Origin of the sequence: Microvirga calopogonii (assembly GCF_003347665.1) — a bacterium.
GTDB classification, from domain to species: Bacteria; Pseudomonadota; Alphaproteobacteria; order Rhizobiales; family Beijerinckiaceae; genus Microvirga; species Microvirga calopogonii.
Genome location: NZ_QDGA01000002.1, coordinates 85720 through 100589, shown reverse-complemented (window position 1 = coordinate 100589; position 14870 = coordinate 85720). Strand labels below are relative to the sequence as shown.

Sequence of the window (14870 nt, the reverse complement as noted above, 5' to 3'; positions counted from 1 at the left end):
CCTCAAAAGGCCCAGCAGGAGCAGCCGAGAGCGCCCCAGAATGAACGGGAGTCGGAGGCCGGGACATTGCTGGCCCAGGCTCCGGCATGGGCGTGGCCGTGAACGCCGCAGCTGCTCGCGCAGCCGCAGGCTGCCGCCGCGAAGGCGTACTTCATCTCGGCATTCTCAGCCCTCTGCTGGTAGCCGCCGAAGCGCCCCACGGGCGACCAGTCCGGCATGGGTGGCGGCAGGGGCGGCGCCAGATCCTTGAACTCGGCGTCTCCATGGACAGGCTTGCCGCCGAGCAGCGTCAGCACCGAGGTGATGTCCTGGATACCATCCTCCGGCACGGAGAAGTAGTCGTCCGACAGGACTGCCAGGTCGGCGAGCTGCCCCTCCTTGATCTGGCCTTTCTTGCCGATCTCCGTCGAGAACCAGGTGTTGGCCTCGGTCCACAGCCGCAGGGCGGTCTCGCGGTCGAGCCGGTTTGCGGCCGGATAGAGGGTGAGGCCTCCCAGGGTCTTTCCGGTCACGAGCCAGGATAGCGAGACCCAGGGGTTGTAGGAGGCGACGCGGGTCGCGTCGGTTCCGGCTCCCACCGGAACGCCTGCTTCCATCATGCGCCGGATCGGCGGCGTGCGTTGGGCGGCCTTGCTGCCGTAGCGCGCGACGAAGTCCTCGCCCTGGAATGCCATGCGGTGCTGGACCGCGATGCCGCCGCCGAGTGCCGCGATGCGGTCGATGTTGCGATCGTCGATGGTCTCCGCATGGTCGATGAACCAGTTCAGCCCTTGCAGGGGCACATCGCGGTTCACCTTCTCGAAGACGTCGAGGGCGCGCGTGATGGTCTCGTTGTAGGTGGCATGCAGCCGCCACGGCCAGCGATTCTCGGCGAGCAGCCTCACGACCGGCTCGAGGTCCGCTTCCATGGAGGGCGGCATGTCGGGGCGCTCGACCTTGAAGTCTTCGAAATCCGCCGCCGTGTAGACCAGCATCTCGCCGGCGCCGTTGTGGCGGTAGAGGTCGTCGCCCTGACCGGGCTTCACCTGTGACGCCCACGTGTCGAAGTCCTTCAGCTCTTCCTTCGGCTTCTGGGTGAAGAGGTTGTAGGCGAGACGCACCGTGAGCTGACCCTCCCGGTGCAGGTCCTCGATGATGGCGTAATCGTCCGGGTAATTCTGGAATCCGCCGCCCGCATCGATGACGCCGGTGACGCCGAGGCGGTTCACCTCACGCATGAAGTGGCGCGTCGAGTTCTTCTGGTATTCCGGCGGAAGCTTCGGTCCCTTGGCCAATGTCGCGTAGAGGATCGTCGCATTGGGTTTGGCGATGAGCGCGCCGGTGGGATTGCCCTGGGCGTCGCGCTGGATCTCGCCACCGGGTGGGTTCGGCGTGTCCTTGGTGTAGCCGACAGCGCGCAGAGCTGCCGCATTCAGAAGCGCGCGATCATAAAGATGCAGGATGAAGACAGGAGTATCCGGCGACACCGCGTTGATCTCGTCGAGGGTGGGCAGGCGCTTCTCGGCGAACTGGTGCTCGGTGAAGCCGCCGACCACGCGGACCCATTGCGGGGCCGGCGTGCGGTCCACCTGTTCCTTGAGCATGCGCATGGCGTCGGCCAGGGAGCGAACGCCGTCCCAGCGCAGCTCCATGTTGTAGTTGAGCCCGCCGCGGATGATGTGCATGTGGCTGTCGATCAGGCCCGGGATGACGCGCCGGCCCTTGAGGTCGATTCGCCGGGCGGACGGTCCGGCCAGAGGCATCACGTCCTGCTCGCTTCCGACGGCCATGAAGCGGCCGTCGCGGATGGCGGCAGCCGTCGCTTCCGGCTTCTGTCGGTCGAGCGTGGTGATCTTGCCGTTGAACAGGATCAGGTCGGCTTTCATGGATGGGGCTCCCATCGAGGATCGGGTTGTGTCTGTCGCATCGGCCGGCATGTGTGACCCGTGAAGGGCGAAGCCCGCTGCGGCGCCGAGAAAGATGCGGCGCGTGGTCATGACGCTTTATCGCGTGCCTCGGCCGTCTGCTCGGAGCGCCGTGCGCCTTGCGGCAGGTGACCGAAGACGTGCGGACGCACCTGATACAGCCAGGACTGTGTCGGAGTTTCTTTCTGCCAGATGCTTTTGAGCAGCGGCGGGATCTGCTCGCCGGCCAGGATGCCGAACAGCCCGACCAGGGCAACCACGGGCGGTGCCGGCGAGCGCACGTTCAGCATGCTGTAGATGATGCCGACCAGGAGACCGGCTCCGAGCGACATGAGATAGACTTTCATCAAAGCCTCCCTGGCGAATGCATCAGGAGGGGCGGCGCATCGATGACGACGCGCCACCACCTTGTGTGCAGGGCGGTTCCAGGTCGGGCAGGATTGCGGTGCCTGCCCTGACCCACGCTATTCGGCAGCGACTGCGGCAGATGCCTTGTGGTCACCTTCGCTCGCGCCGAACATCGTCTTGGCGTAGATGATGCCGAGCCCGTAGGCGCCGCCGTACTTCTTGGCGATGCCCGTAGTCATGTCGTAGGTCTCGGCGCGGGCCCAGTCGCGCTGAAGTTCGAGCAGGTACTGCAAGGACGTCATGGGCCTGACGCCGGCCTGGACCATCCGCTCCATGGCCCGCTCATGAGCCTCCTCCGAGACATCGCCGCAGGCATCGGCAATCACGTAGACCTCGAAGCCCTGATCGAGCGCTGAAAGGGCCGGGCCGACGATGCAGACCGAGGTCCACAAACCCGACAGCACGATACGGTTTTTGCCGATCTCATTGATGCGCTCGATCACGGCCGCATCTTCCCACGTGTTCATCGACGTGCGGTCAAGAAGCGCCTGGCCCGGGAAGGCATCGGTGATCTCGGAGAACATCGGCCCCGAGAAGCTCTTCTCGGCCACCGTCGTCAGGATGGTCGAGACACCGAAACCTGACGCCGCATGGGCCACGAGGGCAGCGTTGTTGCGCAACATGACAGCGTCGATCGACTTGGTGGCGAACGACATCTGCGACTGGAAGTCGATCATGATGAGGGTGTGGTCCTTCGGCGTGACGAGCTGGACCCCGGGGGTGGGCGTGGCCTTGGTGGTCATGGTCTTCTCCTAGGTTGAGCAGGGCCTGCGGCATCACGGGATGCGCTGGGACGATTCTTCGGGCGCCGAGCACTCTTACGCCGTGCCGACGGATACGCGGGTCGCCCGATACGATGTTTGTTCTTGCCCGACTGGGGTTACGGTTTAATGTCTTCGGGGGCTGCGTTTCCCGGGCTCTCCGGAATGACCGATGGCCGACTGGATGCACGAGAGGAGCTCTTCCGCCTCCAAAGGCTTCGCGAGGTAGATCTTGACGCCTGCCCCCAGAGCCTGTGCGCGGACGCGGTCGTCGGGATAGGCCGTCATGAGGATGGTCGGGATCGGAAAACCCAACCCGACGAGTTCGCGATGAAGTTCAAACCCGCCCATTGCTGGCATCCGCACGTCTGCAATCAGGCAATCCATCTTGTGCAGATTCTCCGAATTCAGGAGCGCCGCCGCTGAAGCGAACCCCGTAGCCGCAAACCCCAATGCCTTCACCAGATCGACGATAGCCTCGCGGGCGGATTCGTCGTCATCCACGATCGCGATCAGCAAGTCGTCCGTCATTCGGAAACCTTCCGAAATCCCGACGACCTTGAGCCGGGATGGCGGCGCGGCAGTTCCAACGCCGTCGTGACTATCGCAACGGAAGGTAAGCGGGTTCAATTGACCTGTGGTGGCGGGTGTCTACGCCTTTGTGGTAACCGCAGCCAGGCTATCGGCGATCCTGACGAGTTCGGGCAGGGAGGCGGCATTCATCTTGCGCATCACCTGAGCCCGATGGACCTTCACGGTCATCTCGCTCAATCCCAATGCAGCCGCGATCTGCTTGTTCATGAGGCCCGAGACGACGAGAGCCATCGTCTCCTGCTCCCGCGGCGTCAGCGAGGCGTATCTCTCGAACAGAGCCGTGCGTTCCGCCTCGCCGGCCCGGCGGCGGCGGTCGAGCGCGATGCCGGCATGGACCGCATCGAGGAGATCCTGGTCCCGGAACGGCTTGGTGAGAAATTCGATTGCCCCTGCCTTCATGGCAGCCACCGACATCGGAATGTCGCCATGTCCGGTGATGAACACGATCGGGAGCCGACTGCCGGTCGAGGCCTGCAATCGCTGGAACTCGAGCCCGCTGGTGCCGGGAAGTCTTACGTCGAGCACAAGGCAGGCGGGGAGATCGATCAGGGGACCGTCGAGGAAGGCCGCGACAGAGTCGTAGGAGCGCACCTCGTGACCGACCGAACGAAGCAAGTCCTCGATTGCCTCGCGGACATAGAAGTCGTCATCGACGACGAAGACCACCGATCCGTCTCTGCTCATCGATCCGATCCTGAAAGGGGCGGGTTGCTGGGCAAGGTGAGGTGGAAGACAGCGCCGTACGGGACGTTGTCGCTCATCCACAATCGGCCGCCATGATCCTCGATGATCGATCGGCTGAACATCAGCCCCATTCCCATTCCTTCCGGCTTCGTGCTGAAGAACGGATCGAAAATCCGGTGACGGACGATGGAATCGATGCCCGGGCCCGTGTCCTCGACCGTCACCAGGACCTCTCCTTCCAGCGAGCGCGACGTGACTCGGACGATCCGGGAGCGGTCGGTGACGGTACTCAAGGCATCGACGGCGTTCGCGACCAGGTTCGAGACGACCTGTTCCATCTGCATCGGATTGGCGGTGACCGGAAGTGCTCCCACCTCCAGGTCCGCCTCGATCGAAACCCGCCCCAGGTGTGTCTCCTCCTCGATCCGGCGCAGGACCCTCACGATGAGGCGGTTCATGTCGACTGGCACGCGCTCGCGAGAGTCCTTCTTGAAGAGGTTCCTGATGCCGTCGACCACATCGCGGGCACGGTGACCGTCACGTACCACGCGCTCGAGAGCGGATCGCGCCTCTCCGACGCGCGGGATGTCGTTGTCGAGCCATCTCAGGCCGGCACTGGCATTGGTGATCATGCTGGCCAGCGGCTGATTGATCTCATGGGCGATCGACGCCGACAGGGCTTCCATGGCCGTCAGCCGACTTTCCCTCGCGAGGCGCTCGGACCGGACCGAGCGGGCGAGCCGGATCTGCAAGGTCGTCGTCTCGGACAGGAGAACGAACAGAACCAGGCTGGCGGATGCAAGGCCGAAGACCCGTCCGGCCCACCAACCAGTGCTCAGACGTGTGCCGCCGCCCAGATACGAGATCAGGATGATCTCGATCAGCAGCGTACCAAGCACCACCATCAGCCAGAGGTCGAGCGTTGAACGAAGCCGGGCCCAGAGTGCAGCGAGGCTGGCCAGATAGAGGACCGCTGACGCGACCGGGATGTAGTGCCAGAACGGGGCAACCTGCCTCGCATCGAGCATGAAAGCCGGAAGGTCCTCCGCACGGAGAGCCACGGCGAGGACCAGGGTCAGCGCCACGCCGGCGACCAGGGCGGCCCGGCCCATGATGACCCTGCCGAGTGAGCCGCGGATACGATCCCGAGGCTTCCGGTCCTTCGTGAGGGCATAGGCGAGGATACAGACGGCGAAGCCGAGACGCCGGCCGGCGGCGATCACGGCCGTGACCTGCATGTCCGCGCCCAACCCAAGAGGGGTGAACACTCCGGGAAAGGTGAGAGCCCACGGGATGACGAGCAGGCCGGAGAACAGATAGCCGGTGCCCAAGAGAAGCACGGCCCGTGAGCGGTCGACCGAGAACAGCGCAAAGAGAAAGGCCGCCGTGAGCAGCTCGATGAGAAAAGCCGCGGCTGCGTAGCCCGGGATCAGGATCTCGGTTCCTGGGAGGCCGACATGGGCAAAGGGAGCGACGAGAAGCATCGCGGCGATCAGGGCCGCCACAATCCCCACGGCCAGTCGCCGCTGCCGGCGGTTGGGGATTGCGGTCGACAGCAGGAACGGGTGTCTTTCCTGCGCTTCTGTCATGGATGCATCGCGATTTTCATCGTCGCGAGTTGATACGGGATTCGCCGATCGGATGGAAGGATTGGTGGGACGCACAATGAGTGCTACGAACCGACCTTCGAAGCGGGTGCGGACATGCGGAGGGGCTTTCCCGCACGATCTGCTCCCTCAATGGGTGCATTCTTGAATTCCGTGCTGCCCGCGTCACCGAGCTGATCGTTATAGAAATACGTTCGCCGGACTCGTGCAGCATGAGCGGCGCCAGCCGATCGGGCGAATTGTGGAATCCGGATCGCCGGTTCGTCAGCCCATGCCGTCCTTCATCGCGCCACCCGCGCAAAGGCCGCTTTGGCGTCGTCGAAATCGGGGGCGTCGATGTGGCGGTAGCGGGCCTGGACGAGGCCGAAGAGACCGAAGGCGAAGAGGCCCAGGGCCGTGAGTGCCAGGAGCACCCAGCCGTAGGGCTGCCGTTGCAGGGCCTGGAGCGCGCCGCCGAGGCCGTGCACGTCCGAGGACGAGGCGTGGAGGGCCGCCAGGATCAGGAAGCCGCCGATCATCAGGAACACGACGCCGCGGGCGGCAAAGCCCATGCGGCCGAGAGTGACGAACCAGTCACGCTTGTCGCTAGGCAGCGAGAGGCGCTCCGCCACTTTCCCCCGCCAGGCTTTCCAGATGAAGGCGAGGCCTGCCCCCGCCACCGAAAGGCCGACCAGGCCGACCAGCCATTGGCCGAAGGGCTGGCTCATGAGCCAGGCCGTCCAGTCCTGGGCCGCCTTGTCTTCGCCGCCTCCCGAGCCCCGTCCGAGGGCGAGATTCAGGGCCGAGACGGCTAGTCCCGCATAGATGATCCCGCTGATCAGATGGGCTCCCCTGATGCCCCAGCCTTTCGCATCGGAGCCGCGATGGTCGGCATCGGTGAGCGCCTCCAGCACCCGCCAGGCGCAGAAACCGAAGAGGCCCAGGGCGATCAGGATCAGCCAGAGCTTGCCGAACGGTTGCGTGAGCAGCGCCTGCAGGGCGCTGCGGCTGCCTCCCGTCTGACCGCCCGAACCGATGGCGGCAAGGAGAGCCAGGCCCCCGACGAGACCATAGACCACCCCTCGCGCTCCATAGCCGAAACGGGCCAGGGCCTCGACGGGGTTGGGACTGATCCTGGGCATGACGGGCGGCTCCACTGTGTTGGGAATGAACCGCCAAGCCTTCATAGATGTTCCTTAAGCCGGATCATCCGGTACGGGCCTGCTCTGCTGGCGCCAGATCGTCAGGAGGGCGGCCATGAGGACCGGGCCGAGGAAGAGGCCGATCAGGCCGAAGGTTTCGAGCCCGCCGAGAATGCCGAACAGGGTCCATAAGAAGGGAATGTGCGCTGCCCCGCCGATCAGGGCCGGTTGGATGAGATTGTCTCCGATCAGCATGACGACCGCGCCCCATCCCACGACGCCCGCGGCAGCGAGAACGGATCCGCCGCCGAGAACCAGCACGATTGCGGCGGTCACGAAGGCAAACCACGCACCCATCGGCAGCATGGCGAAGGCGGCGGTCAGAAACGCGAACAGGACGGCATGCGGCACGCCCGCGACCACGAAGCCGATGCCGATCAGGGCGGCTTCGCCCACGGCGACGAGGATCGTCCCGTTCACCGTCCCGCGCACGGCCGACGCCATGGTTTCCGCCAGCCGCTCGCCCGGCGCACCGAACCAGCGATCGATGGCGGCGAGCACGTGCTGGCCGATCTCCCGGCCGTGACGCAGAAGCATGAACAGGACCAGGAATGTCAGGAAGGTATGCAGAAGACGCGTCAGCAGCGCGCCGCCGAGGGTTTTCGACCACTCGGTCAGAGTTTCGCTGTCGATGCCGCTCAGGAGCTGCCCGGCGGATTCAGGATGTCCTAGATGGGCCTGCCACCAGGTGTCCAAATGCTGCCCGAAGAGCGGCAGGCGATGGATCCAGTCCGGCACCGGCATGCCGTTCTGCTGCAGCCGCGCGAGCCATTCCATGACGAACTGGCTTTCGCGGCCGACCTCGGTCAGCACGAGGGCGATCGGCACGAGGAGGAGAACGGCGAGGCCGATCGTCATCAACAGGGGAGCGGCGAGGCGCGAGCCTCCCAGGCGGGCCTGGAACCTGCGGTAGAGAGGCCAGACGCTGATGGCGATAATCGCCGCCCAGCCGATGGCGGTGAGATAGGAGCCGATCATCCAGAGAGCGAGCCCGATGAGCGCCGCCGCGCCGATGAAGCGCGTGGCCCGCCGGGCGCGGGCATCGGGAGCGTCGCCGTCGAACGGCTGGGAAAATGGAGCCGCGGCTTTCTCTTGCATAGGGGGAATGTAGGCCGCTTTGGCCGCAAGCCAATGGCGCTTCAGCGCTTCGCCATTCGGCGGGCAAGAGTCGTGGCATCTTCCGCGAGGGGCGGCCCGGCTAGCAGGAGCAGCAGGAGAGCGAAGGGAAGCGCGAACAGGAAGCCGATATGGCTGAACCCGATAGCGCCGACGACGCCCCCGATGAAGAACGAGGCGAGCAGCAGGATGAGCAGGCGCAGCTTCTCGCGGTCCGCCACGATCCGATCCGGATTGTGCGCATTCCGGTTCCAGTAGAGAAGCTTGCCGAGCTCGATCCCGATATCGGTGACGATGCCCGTCACGTGGGTGGTGCGCATGCGCGCGCCCGAGATCTTCGTCACCGTGGCGTTCTGCAGGCCCATGATGAAGCAGAGCAGGGGGATTGCAACCGCGACGAAACCCGGCGATGGAGGTGCAAGCCAGCCCAGGATCCCGAAGCCGAGGAGCAGGAAGGATTCGACCATCAGCGGCATGGCGTAGCGGCTGCCCAGGTGATGCCGCCGGCCCCAGTTGATCAGCATGGCCGAACAGGCCGCTCCCATGACGAAGGGCACGAAGCCCAGGAGGCCCAGGCTCGCCAGCCCGAGCGAGCCTAGGGCGAGATTGTCGGCCATGGACGAGAAGATGCCGGACATGTGCGACGTGTACTGTCCGACGGCGAGGAACCCGCCGGCATTGATCGCCCCGGCCACGAAGGTGAGGGACATCCCCAGCAGCGTATCCGTCACGTTCGTCCGCTCGAAAGCCGCGATGGTCTTCACCGCCCGGATGGTGAAGTCGCGCGTTTCCGGCTTTGTCGACTGGGCGCTCATGGCAGCCAGCTTAGCGCATCGTGCGGAAAAATGGACCCGGCTTTCGTCGCGACGCGCTGAGCTGTCAATGGATGGATGGTCTTTCGTCCATTACTGCGCAATGCCGGTCGAGGCCGAGGCACGCCGCTCCATGGGCGGAATGCGGAAGGTCTTGAGGATCTCGGCCTCGCCCACGGAATCCGCAAGCGAAGAGCCGCCGACGAAGACCTGGATGGTGCCTGACTCGACGAGATAGGTGCCGTCATCGAGGTGGAAGCCGAGTGACTCGACAGGCACGCGCAGGGTCACCTGCTTCGTTTCGCCGGGCTTGAGGGCGATCTTCTCGAAGGCCTTCAGCTCGCGCAGGGGCCTGCTGCGGCTTGCCACTGGATCGCGGGTATAGAGCTGCACGACCTCCTGGCCGTCCCGCGCGCCCGTGTTCTTCACGTTGACGGAGACCTCCAGAACCTGGCCTTCGTCGAGCTGCTCGTTCGCAATCTGCGCATCGGAATAGGCGAAGTGCGTGTAGCTGAGGCCCCAGCCGAAGGGATAGAGCGGCGTGATCGGCTCGTCGATGTAATTCAGGGTGAAACGATTGTTCGGCAGGGTAGGACGGCTGCTGGGGAGGCGGTTGTAATAGAATGGAAGCTGCCCCGTGGCACGCGGCCATGTGAGCGGCAGCTTGCCGCTCGGGCTCACATTGCCGAACAGCACGTCGGCCACGGCGGGGCCCGCTTCCGTCCCCGGATACCAGACCATCAGGATCGACGGGATGCGTTCCGCCACCGGGCCCAGCACCTGCGGACGTCCGCCCATGATGACGAGGGCGACGGGCTTGCCGGTCTTGGCGAGCTCCTCCAGCACCTCGATCTGCTTTCCGTTGAGCTCCAGATGAGCCCGGGAGGCCGCCTCGCCCGACAGTTCCTGCGGCTCGCCGAAAACGGCGATCACGAAATCCGACTGCCTGGCGGCGTCGAGCGCTGCGGGCAGATCGTCCGTGGTGCGGCAGAACAGGTCGCAGGCCGGAGCATGCCGCACATCGATCCCCGCGCTCTGCGCGCGACGGCGGATGCCTTCGAGGATCGTGACGCTGTCCTCCTTGTGGCCTCGCGCCGCGTGAGGGCCCATCTGGTCCTGAGGCGCATCGGCGAGCGGTCCGACGACCGCGATGGAACGGACCTTCGGCGGGATCGGCAGCACATCGTCGCGGTTCTGCAGCAGCACGAAGGTTTCGCGGGCAACCTCGCGGGCGGCCTGCCGGGATTCCCGCGATGGGAATTCCGAATCCAGGCGAGAGGGATCGATATCGGGATGATCGAACAGGCCCAGCCGGAACTTGGTGCGCAGCACGCGCCGCACGGATTCGTCGATCACGCTCTCCGGCACACGGCCGGCGCGCACCTCGTCGGGAAGATGCTTGATGTAGAGCTGCCCCATCATGTCCATGTCGACGCCGGCGAGGATTGCCTTGCGGGCGGCCTCCGCTCCATCGGCCGCGATACCGTGGTTGATGAGTTCGCCGATGCCGACCCAATCGGAGGTCACGAAGCCGTCGAAACCCCATTGGGTGCGCAGCACGTCCGTCAGCAGCCACGGATTGGCCGTCGAGGGCTCACCGTTCAGGGCGTTGAAGGCGGCCATGAAGCTCGCCGTGCCCGCTTCCACTGCCGCGCGGAACGGCGGCAGATAAGTGTCGTACATCTCCGTGCGCGGGATATAGGTGGTGTCGTAGTCGCGCCCGCCCTGCGGAGCGCCGTAACCGGCGAAATGCTTGGCGGCCGCAGCGAGACCGCCCTTGCGGAAGCCTTCCACGCGGGCCGCCGTGAGGGCGGCGCCGAGCGTCGGATCCTCGCCGAAGCCTTCGACGATGCGGCCCCAGCGGCTGTCGCGCGACAGGTCGGCCATGGGCGCGAAGGTCCAGTTCACGCCGACATAGGACGCTTCCCTGGCGGCCCATTCGGAGGCGAAGCGGGAGATGCGAGGGCTGAAGGCGGCCGCCTCACCAAGCGGTAACGGAAACTGGGTGCGGAATCCGTGCAGGACGTCGAGCCCGAAAAGCAGCGGGATCTTGAGGCGGCTTTGCCGGACCAGCGCCTGAGCACGCGCCACATCCTGGGCGCTGTTGAAGTTCAGGACGGCCCCCGCCTTCCCTTCGGAGATGTCCTCCCAGCGCAGCGGCGGGCCATGGGAGACAAGATTCAGCTGGCCGACCTTCTCTTCCAGGGTCATCTGCCCGAGAAGCTCGTTCACGCGGCGCTCGATGGCCTGCTCTTGGGATTCCTGGGCGCCTGCCGTTGGGAGAAACGAGACCGTGAGGGTCAATGCAAGCGCCAGTTGCGTCAAGCCAGGGACATCAGAAAGCCGCACAATTAACTCCTTTATGGAACAATAACACTTAATCGCGAGGTCACCCCCGCTTGCCGCCTGCTCGTGTTACATAAGATAGGTCTGCAAGTGGCGTCTGGGGGCCGTCAGGTCAAATCATATTTTAGAGGTCAAATCATATTTTAGAGAAGCCTTATGCATCTGCTGCCAGTCTCGTTGAAGCTGTCTCTGCTGAGCCTGTCCGGTGCCCTGATCATGTCGGGCTTCGCGCTGGCGGCTGCGGCCTATGTCAGGAGTTCGGCCCTCGTCGCCGCAGCCGCGGGGCTTTTCCTGCTGCTCGCTGCCGGGGCGCCTCTGCTGATCGGACGGCAGATCAAGCAGGCCCTCCGCCACGGAGATGACGGTGCGTCCGACGAGTTCACCGTATTCGAGGACGTGACGGCCGCTCCCTTCGAGCCGCCCGCCGAGACCAGCATGTCCTTCGCAGAATTCTCCGTCTTCGAGGAGACGCCCGCTGCCGACGAAGACGACGCGCTGCGCCGCATGCAGAAGGCGCAGGCCGTCGACCGGTTGCGGGACGGCATCGCTCACGATCTCAACAATCGGCTCATGGTGATCAGCGCCAATATCGATGCGGCGGCCCGCCAGTTGAAGGATCAGCCGATCCTGCAGCGCAAGCTGCTCTCCGCTCTCGTGGCCTCCGACCAGGCCGCCAAGCTCATCGCCCAATCGACCGCCTTCGCCCGACAGGGCGAGGCCAAGGTGCAATATGTGAACATTGCCGAGCAGGTGAGTTCGGTGGCCGATCTCATGAGCCATTCCCTGCTGCGCGACACGGTCGAGCTGCGGGTCTCCCTTGCGGATGATCTCTGGTCCATCGAAGCCAACCCGGACGACATCCAGACCGCCATCGTGACCTTGAGCGCCCATGTCCGGGATGCCCTGCCCCAGGGAGGCACCATCACGCTCGAAGCCCGGAACGTGCAGGTCGAAAAGGGCTCGTTGCCGGATCTGACACGCGAGGGCGACTTCGTGCAGCTCGCGATCCGCAGCGCCGGCCCCGAAGAGGTGCGCCATTCTTCGGAGACCGATCTGGAGCAATCCTTTTCCGTGCGGGATCTCGACCTGTCCTCCTGGCTGGCCCTGCGCCAGAGCCTGCACTTCCTGCAGGATCTCGGTGGCGCATCGGAAGTGCGGCGGGACGGGGGGGAAACCTCCATCATTCTCTATATCCCGCGGACCGATGCGGCGACCCTGCTGCCGTCGGGTTCCTTGAGCGAGGACGACGCAACGGATGAGAGCGTGCAGGGCCACACGGAGATTCTCGTCGTGGACGACGAACTCGAGGTCGCGCTCGCGCTGCAATCGACACTGGAGGAATTCGGCTACGTCACCAGCATCGCCACCGATGCGGCGCAGGCCGTGAAATCCTTGAGCGTGCGCAGGCCCGCCCTCGTGCTCGCCGATGTGGCCATGCCCGGAACGATGAACGGCGTCATGCTGGCACGTGAAGTGCGGCAGATCTATCCGAGCCTACCCGTGCTGCTGATCACCGGCAATCCCGACGTCGCAGGCGGGGACAGCGAATTTCCGCTGCTCCAGAAGCCCATCGTCAGCCGGGACCTGCATGTGGCGATCCAGCGGCACCTGAATGTGCACAGCGACAACAAGGTCATTCCGCTGTTCCCGCGCACCTCGAGGCGGGCGCGCTGAATCATTCGGCAAGCGCCGTTGCGGAGAGTGGAGCTGACGCTTCGCGCGCCGCTTCGGTCAAAGCCGCGAACAATCGCTGGTGCGGCTTCTTCCAGACCAGAAGCTCCGGATGCCATTGAACGCCGAGCAGGAACGGGGCGCTTTCGCTCTCGATGGCCTGCACGATGCCGCTCTCGTCGCGGGCGGCGATCTTCAACCCCTGCCCGAGACGGTCGACCGACTGGTGGTGCAGCGCGTTCACCTGACAGGGATTGCAGTTCAGGATCCGGTCCAGCCGAGAGCCGTGCTCGATGGTCACGGTCTTGCGCGGCAGCACGGTGCGCATCTTCGGCGCCTGGACATAAACCTCATAGATGTCCGTGTGCAGGGTGCCTCCGAGCGCCACGTTGATCATCTGCGATCCGCGGCAGATGCCGAGGATCGGAAGTCCCGCCGGGAGCGCCGCCTTGAGAAGACTGAGCTCCAGCTTGTCGCGTTCGGGATCGATGCGCACGTCCGGCAGGACCTGCCCGCCGTAGATCTCCGCGCCGATGTCGTCGCCACCGCCGATCACCAGCCCCTGCAGCGGCTCCGCCGGCAACGGTTGGCCGGGCATCAGGCGGACGGAGCGGGCGCCCGCGCGGTAAAGCGCCAGCCGATGCATGAGGTAGCTGCGCCACCCGCCATGCCTTGACGTGGTGACGCCGATCAGGGGGCTCGTCATGACCGTACGATCTGCTCCACCACGTTGGCCCAGCTCTTGTCCTCCCCTTCGAACGACAGATAGGCGGCGCCGACCGCATCCAGTTTTTCCCGGTCCCCCGCCAGTCGCTCGACGCAGACCCAGCGGTTCCAGTCCGGCGCGATGCTCCAGCCGGGGTCGCTCACCCGGGCATCGGGCAGGCGGTAATGGAAGGTCGGGCGACCGTTGATCTTCTCGTTCGGCAGGACGGCGCGCACCCGCGCGGCATCGAAATGATGCAGGAGAGGAAGGAGATCGAGATCCCGGTTCCGGGTCGCATTGTGCTTGAGATAATCGTCGATGAAGGCGGGAATGTCCGGCCAGTAATCGGAACCGGCGATCCTGCGGACATACTCGGCCGGAAACGGATCGGCAAAGCCCAGAAGGTTGCGGGTCGCGTCCGGCGAGGCCTCGCGCCGGAGCCACGGATTGAGCAGGGCGAAGCTCTTCATGAAGGCCGTGAGCGTGGCTGCATCGCGGCGTGGAATCTCCGGGTTGAAGTGCAGCCCAAAGGCATAGAACGGCCCGTCCTGCGTGCCCTTGGCGCCGACTCCGCGCAGGATCGTCAGGATTCGGTTGAGTTCCTGCAGCCGGTCGACCGGAATCGGTGCGGTGACCAGTTCGCAGGGAACGAGATAACGGGCCGCGAAGCCGAACAGCGCGGCGATCTTGGGCAGGACGCCCTTCTGCGTTCCCGCCTGCTTGCCCGGGTGCAGGATCCGGCTGTCGAGCTCCACCGCGAGGTCGCCGATGGCCGATTCCTTCAGGGCGAAGGCATGCGGATCCATTTCGATGAGCCGGCCGCCGAGTGCTTCCTGCAGGGCCTGCACGGTCCTTTCGGCGGACGGGCCCACGAACTCGATCTCGATCCCGACCGTGCGCATCTGCCCCTCCTCGTTGAGGAGGGCAGGAGGCAGCGAAAAATCGATCTCGGTTGAAAGCGCCGGCTGCGCCATCGAGAACTCCGAAAGACAACACGGAAACGTGAGCAATGGGATGAACGGGCGCGCTTCCGCTCAGGTTCCTTGCACCATTCCTTGAAGAGCGCATCGTCATTGCGGA

Annotated in this window: 13 protein-coding genes; 1 reads left to right on the top strand and 12 read right to left on the bottom strand. The window is 65.0% G+C overall.

The features are described from left to right. Nucleotides 1–2: 2 nt before the first annotated feature. The 10 genes from DDF70_RS03000 to DDF70_RS02955 all read right to left on the bottom strand — a co-directional run bounded on the left by DDF70_RS03000 (nt 3) and on the right by DDF70_RS02955 (nt 11416). Complete coding sequence (locus tag DDF70_RS03000) at nt 3–1976, bottom strand: amidohydrolase (protein WP_114943388.1); 1974 nt, start codon at nt 1974–1976, stop codon at nt 3–5. Then, nucleotides 1973–2251 (bottom strand): XapX domain-containing protein, encoded by a 279-nt coding sequence (locus tag DDF70_RS02995; RefSeq protein ID WP_114943387.1) that lies wholly within the window; start codon nt 2249–2251, stop codon nt 1973–1975. The genes DDF70_RS03000 and DDF70_RS02995 overlap by 4 nt, the downstream gene beginning before the upstream one ends. Nucleotides 2252–2368: 117 nt before the next feature. Further along, complete coding sequence (locus DDF70_RS02990) at nt 2369–3055, bottom strand: hydrolase (RefSeq protein ID WP_114943386.1); 687 nt, start codon at nt 3053–3055, stop codon at nt 2369–2371. Nucleotides 3056–3199: 144 nt separating this feature from the next. Then, nucleotides 3200–3604, bottom strand: coding sequence for a response regulator transcription factor (locus DDF70_RS02985; RefSeq protein ID WP_114943385.1), 405 nt, complete (start codon nt 3602–3604; stop codon nt 3200–3202). Between the two features lie 120 nt (nt 3605–3724). Next, complete coding sequence (locus DDF70_RS02980; RefSeq protein ID WP_114943384.1) at nt 3725–4351, bottom strand: response regulator transcription factor; 627 nt, start codon at nt 4349–4351, stop codon at nt 3725–3727. After that, complete coding sequence (locus DDF70_RS02975; RefSeq protein WP_114943383.1) at nt 4348–5940, bottom strand: ATP-binding protein; 1593 nt, start codon at nt 5938–5940, stop codon at nt 4348–4350. The genes DDF70_RS02980 and DDF70_RS02975 overlap by 4 nt, the downstream gene beginning before the upstream one ends. A 299-nt stretch (nt 5941–6239) precedes the next feature. Next, entirely contained in the window at nt 6240–7079 is an 840-nt protein-coding gene (locus DDF70_RS02970) for a DUF1206 domain-containing protein (protein ID WP_114943625.1), read from the bottom strand. Nucleotides 7080–7133: 54 nt separating this feature from the next. Next, nucleotides 7134–8237, bottom strand: a complete 1104-nt coding sequence (locus DDF70_RS02965) for an AI-2E family transporter (RefSeq protein ID WP_114943382.1) — start codon at nt 8235–8237, stop codon at nt 7134–7136. Nucleotides 8238–8278: 41 nt separating this feature from the next. Beyond that, complete coding sequence (locus tag DDF70_RS02960) at nt 8279–9070, bottom strand: YoaK family protein (protein ID WP_114943381.1); 792 nt, start codon at nt 9068–9070, stop codon at nt 8279–8281. A gap of 90 nt (nt 9071–9160) precedes the next feature. After that, nucleotides 9161–11416 (bottom strand): glycoside hydrolase family 3 N-terminal domain-containing protein, encoded by a 2256-nt coding sequence (locus DDF70_RS02955; protein WP_114943380.1) that lies wholly within the window; start codon nt 11414–11416, stop codon nt 9161–9163. Between the two features lie 153 nt (nt 11417–11569). On the opposite strand from DDF70_RS02955, the gene DDF70_RS02950 reads away from it, so the two are divergent. Then, the gene (locus tag DDF70_RS02950) at nt 11570–13087 is read left to right on the top strand and encodes a response regulator (protein WP_114943379.1); all 1518 of its coding nucleotides are present in this window, start codon (nt 11570–11572) and stop codon (nt 13085–13087) included. Nucleotide 13088: 1 nt separating this feature from the next. On the opposite strand, the gene DDF70_RS02945 is transcribed toward DDF70_RS02950, so the two are convergent. Beyond that, a complete protein-coding gene (locus DDF70_RS02945) occupies nt 13089–13790 on the bottom strand; it encodes a gamma-glutamyl-gamma-aminobutyrate hydrolase family protein (protein ID WP_114943378.1) in 702 nt (233 codons plus the stop codon). After that, nucleotides 13787–14764 (bottom strand): amidoligase family protein, encoded by a 978-nt coding sequence (locus tag DDF70_RS02940; RefSeq protein WP_114943377.1) that lies wholly within the window; start codon nt 14762–14764, stop codon nt 13787–13789. The genes DDF70_RS02945 and DDF70_RS02940 overlap by 4 nt, the downstream gene beginning before the upstream one ends. Between the last annotated feature and the right edge of the window lie 106 nt (nt 14765–14870).

What these genes read in the sequence shown, in the direction of transcription:
- DDF70_RS03000 (WP_114943388.1), bottom strand. Translation starts at nt 1,976, where the DNA reads ATGACCACGCGCCGCATCTTTCTCGGCGCCGCAGCGGGCTTCGCCCTT.
- DDF70_RS02995 (WP_114943387.1), bottom strand. Translation starts at nt 2,251, where the DNA reads ATGAAAGTCTATCTCATGTCGCTCGGAGCCGGTCTCCTGGTCGGCATC.
- DDF70_RS02990 (WP_114943386.1), bottom strand. Translation starts at nt 3,055, where the DNA reads ATGACCACCAAGGCCACGCCCACCCCCGGGGTCCAGCTCGTCACGCCG.
- DDF70_RS02985 (WP_114943385.1), bottom strand. Translation starts at nt 3,604, where the DNA reads ATGACGGACGACTTGCTGATCGCGATCGTGGATGACGACGAATCCGCC.
- DDF70_RS02980 (WP_114943384.1), bottom strand. Translation starts at nt 4,351, where the DNA reads ATGAGCAGAGACGGATCGGTGGTCTTCGTCGTCGATGACGACTTCTAT.
- DDF70_RS02975 (WP_114943383.1), bottom strand. Translation starts at nt 5,940, where the DNA reads ATGACAGAAGCGCAGGAAAGACACCCGTTCCTGCTGTCGACCGCAATC.
- DDF70_RS02970 (WP_114943625.1), bottom strand. Translation starts at nt 7,079, where the DNA reads ATGCCCAGGATCAGTCCCAACCCCGTCGAGGCCCTGGCCCGTTTCGGC.
- DDF70_RS02965 (WP_114943382.1), bottom strand. Translation starts at nt 8,237, where the DNA reads ATGCAAGAGAAAGCCGCGGCTCCATTTTCCCAGCCGTTCGACGGCGAC.
- DDF70_RS02960 (WP_114943381.1), bottom strand. Translation starts at nt 9,070, where the DNA reads ATGAGCGCCCAGTCGACAAAGCCGGAAACGCGCGACTTCACCATCCGG.
- DDF70_RS02950 (WP_114943379.1), top strand. Translation starts at nt 11,570, where the DNA reads ATGCATCTGCTGCCAGTCTCGTTGAAGCTGTCTCTGCTGAGCCTGTCC.
- DDF70_RS02945 (WP_114943378.1), bottom strand. Translation starts at nt 13,790, where the DNA reads ATGACGAGCCCCCTGATCGGCGTCACCACGTCAAGGCATGGCGGGTGG.
- DDF70_RS02940 (WP_114943377.1), bottom strand. Translation starts at nt 14,764, where the DNA reads ATGGCGCAGCCGGCGCTTTCAACCGAGATCGATTTTTCGCTGCCTCCT.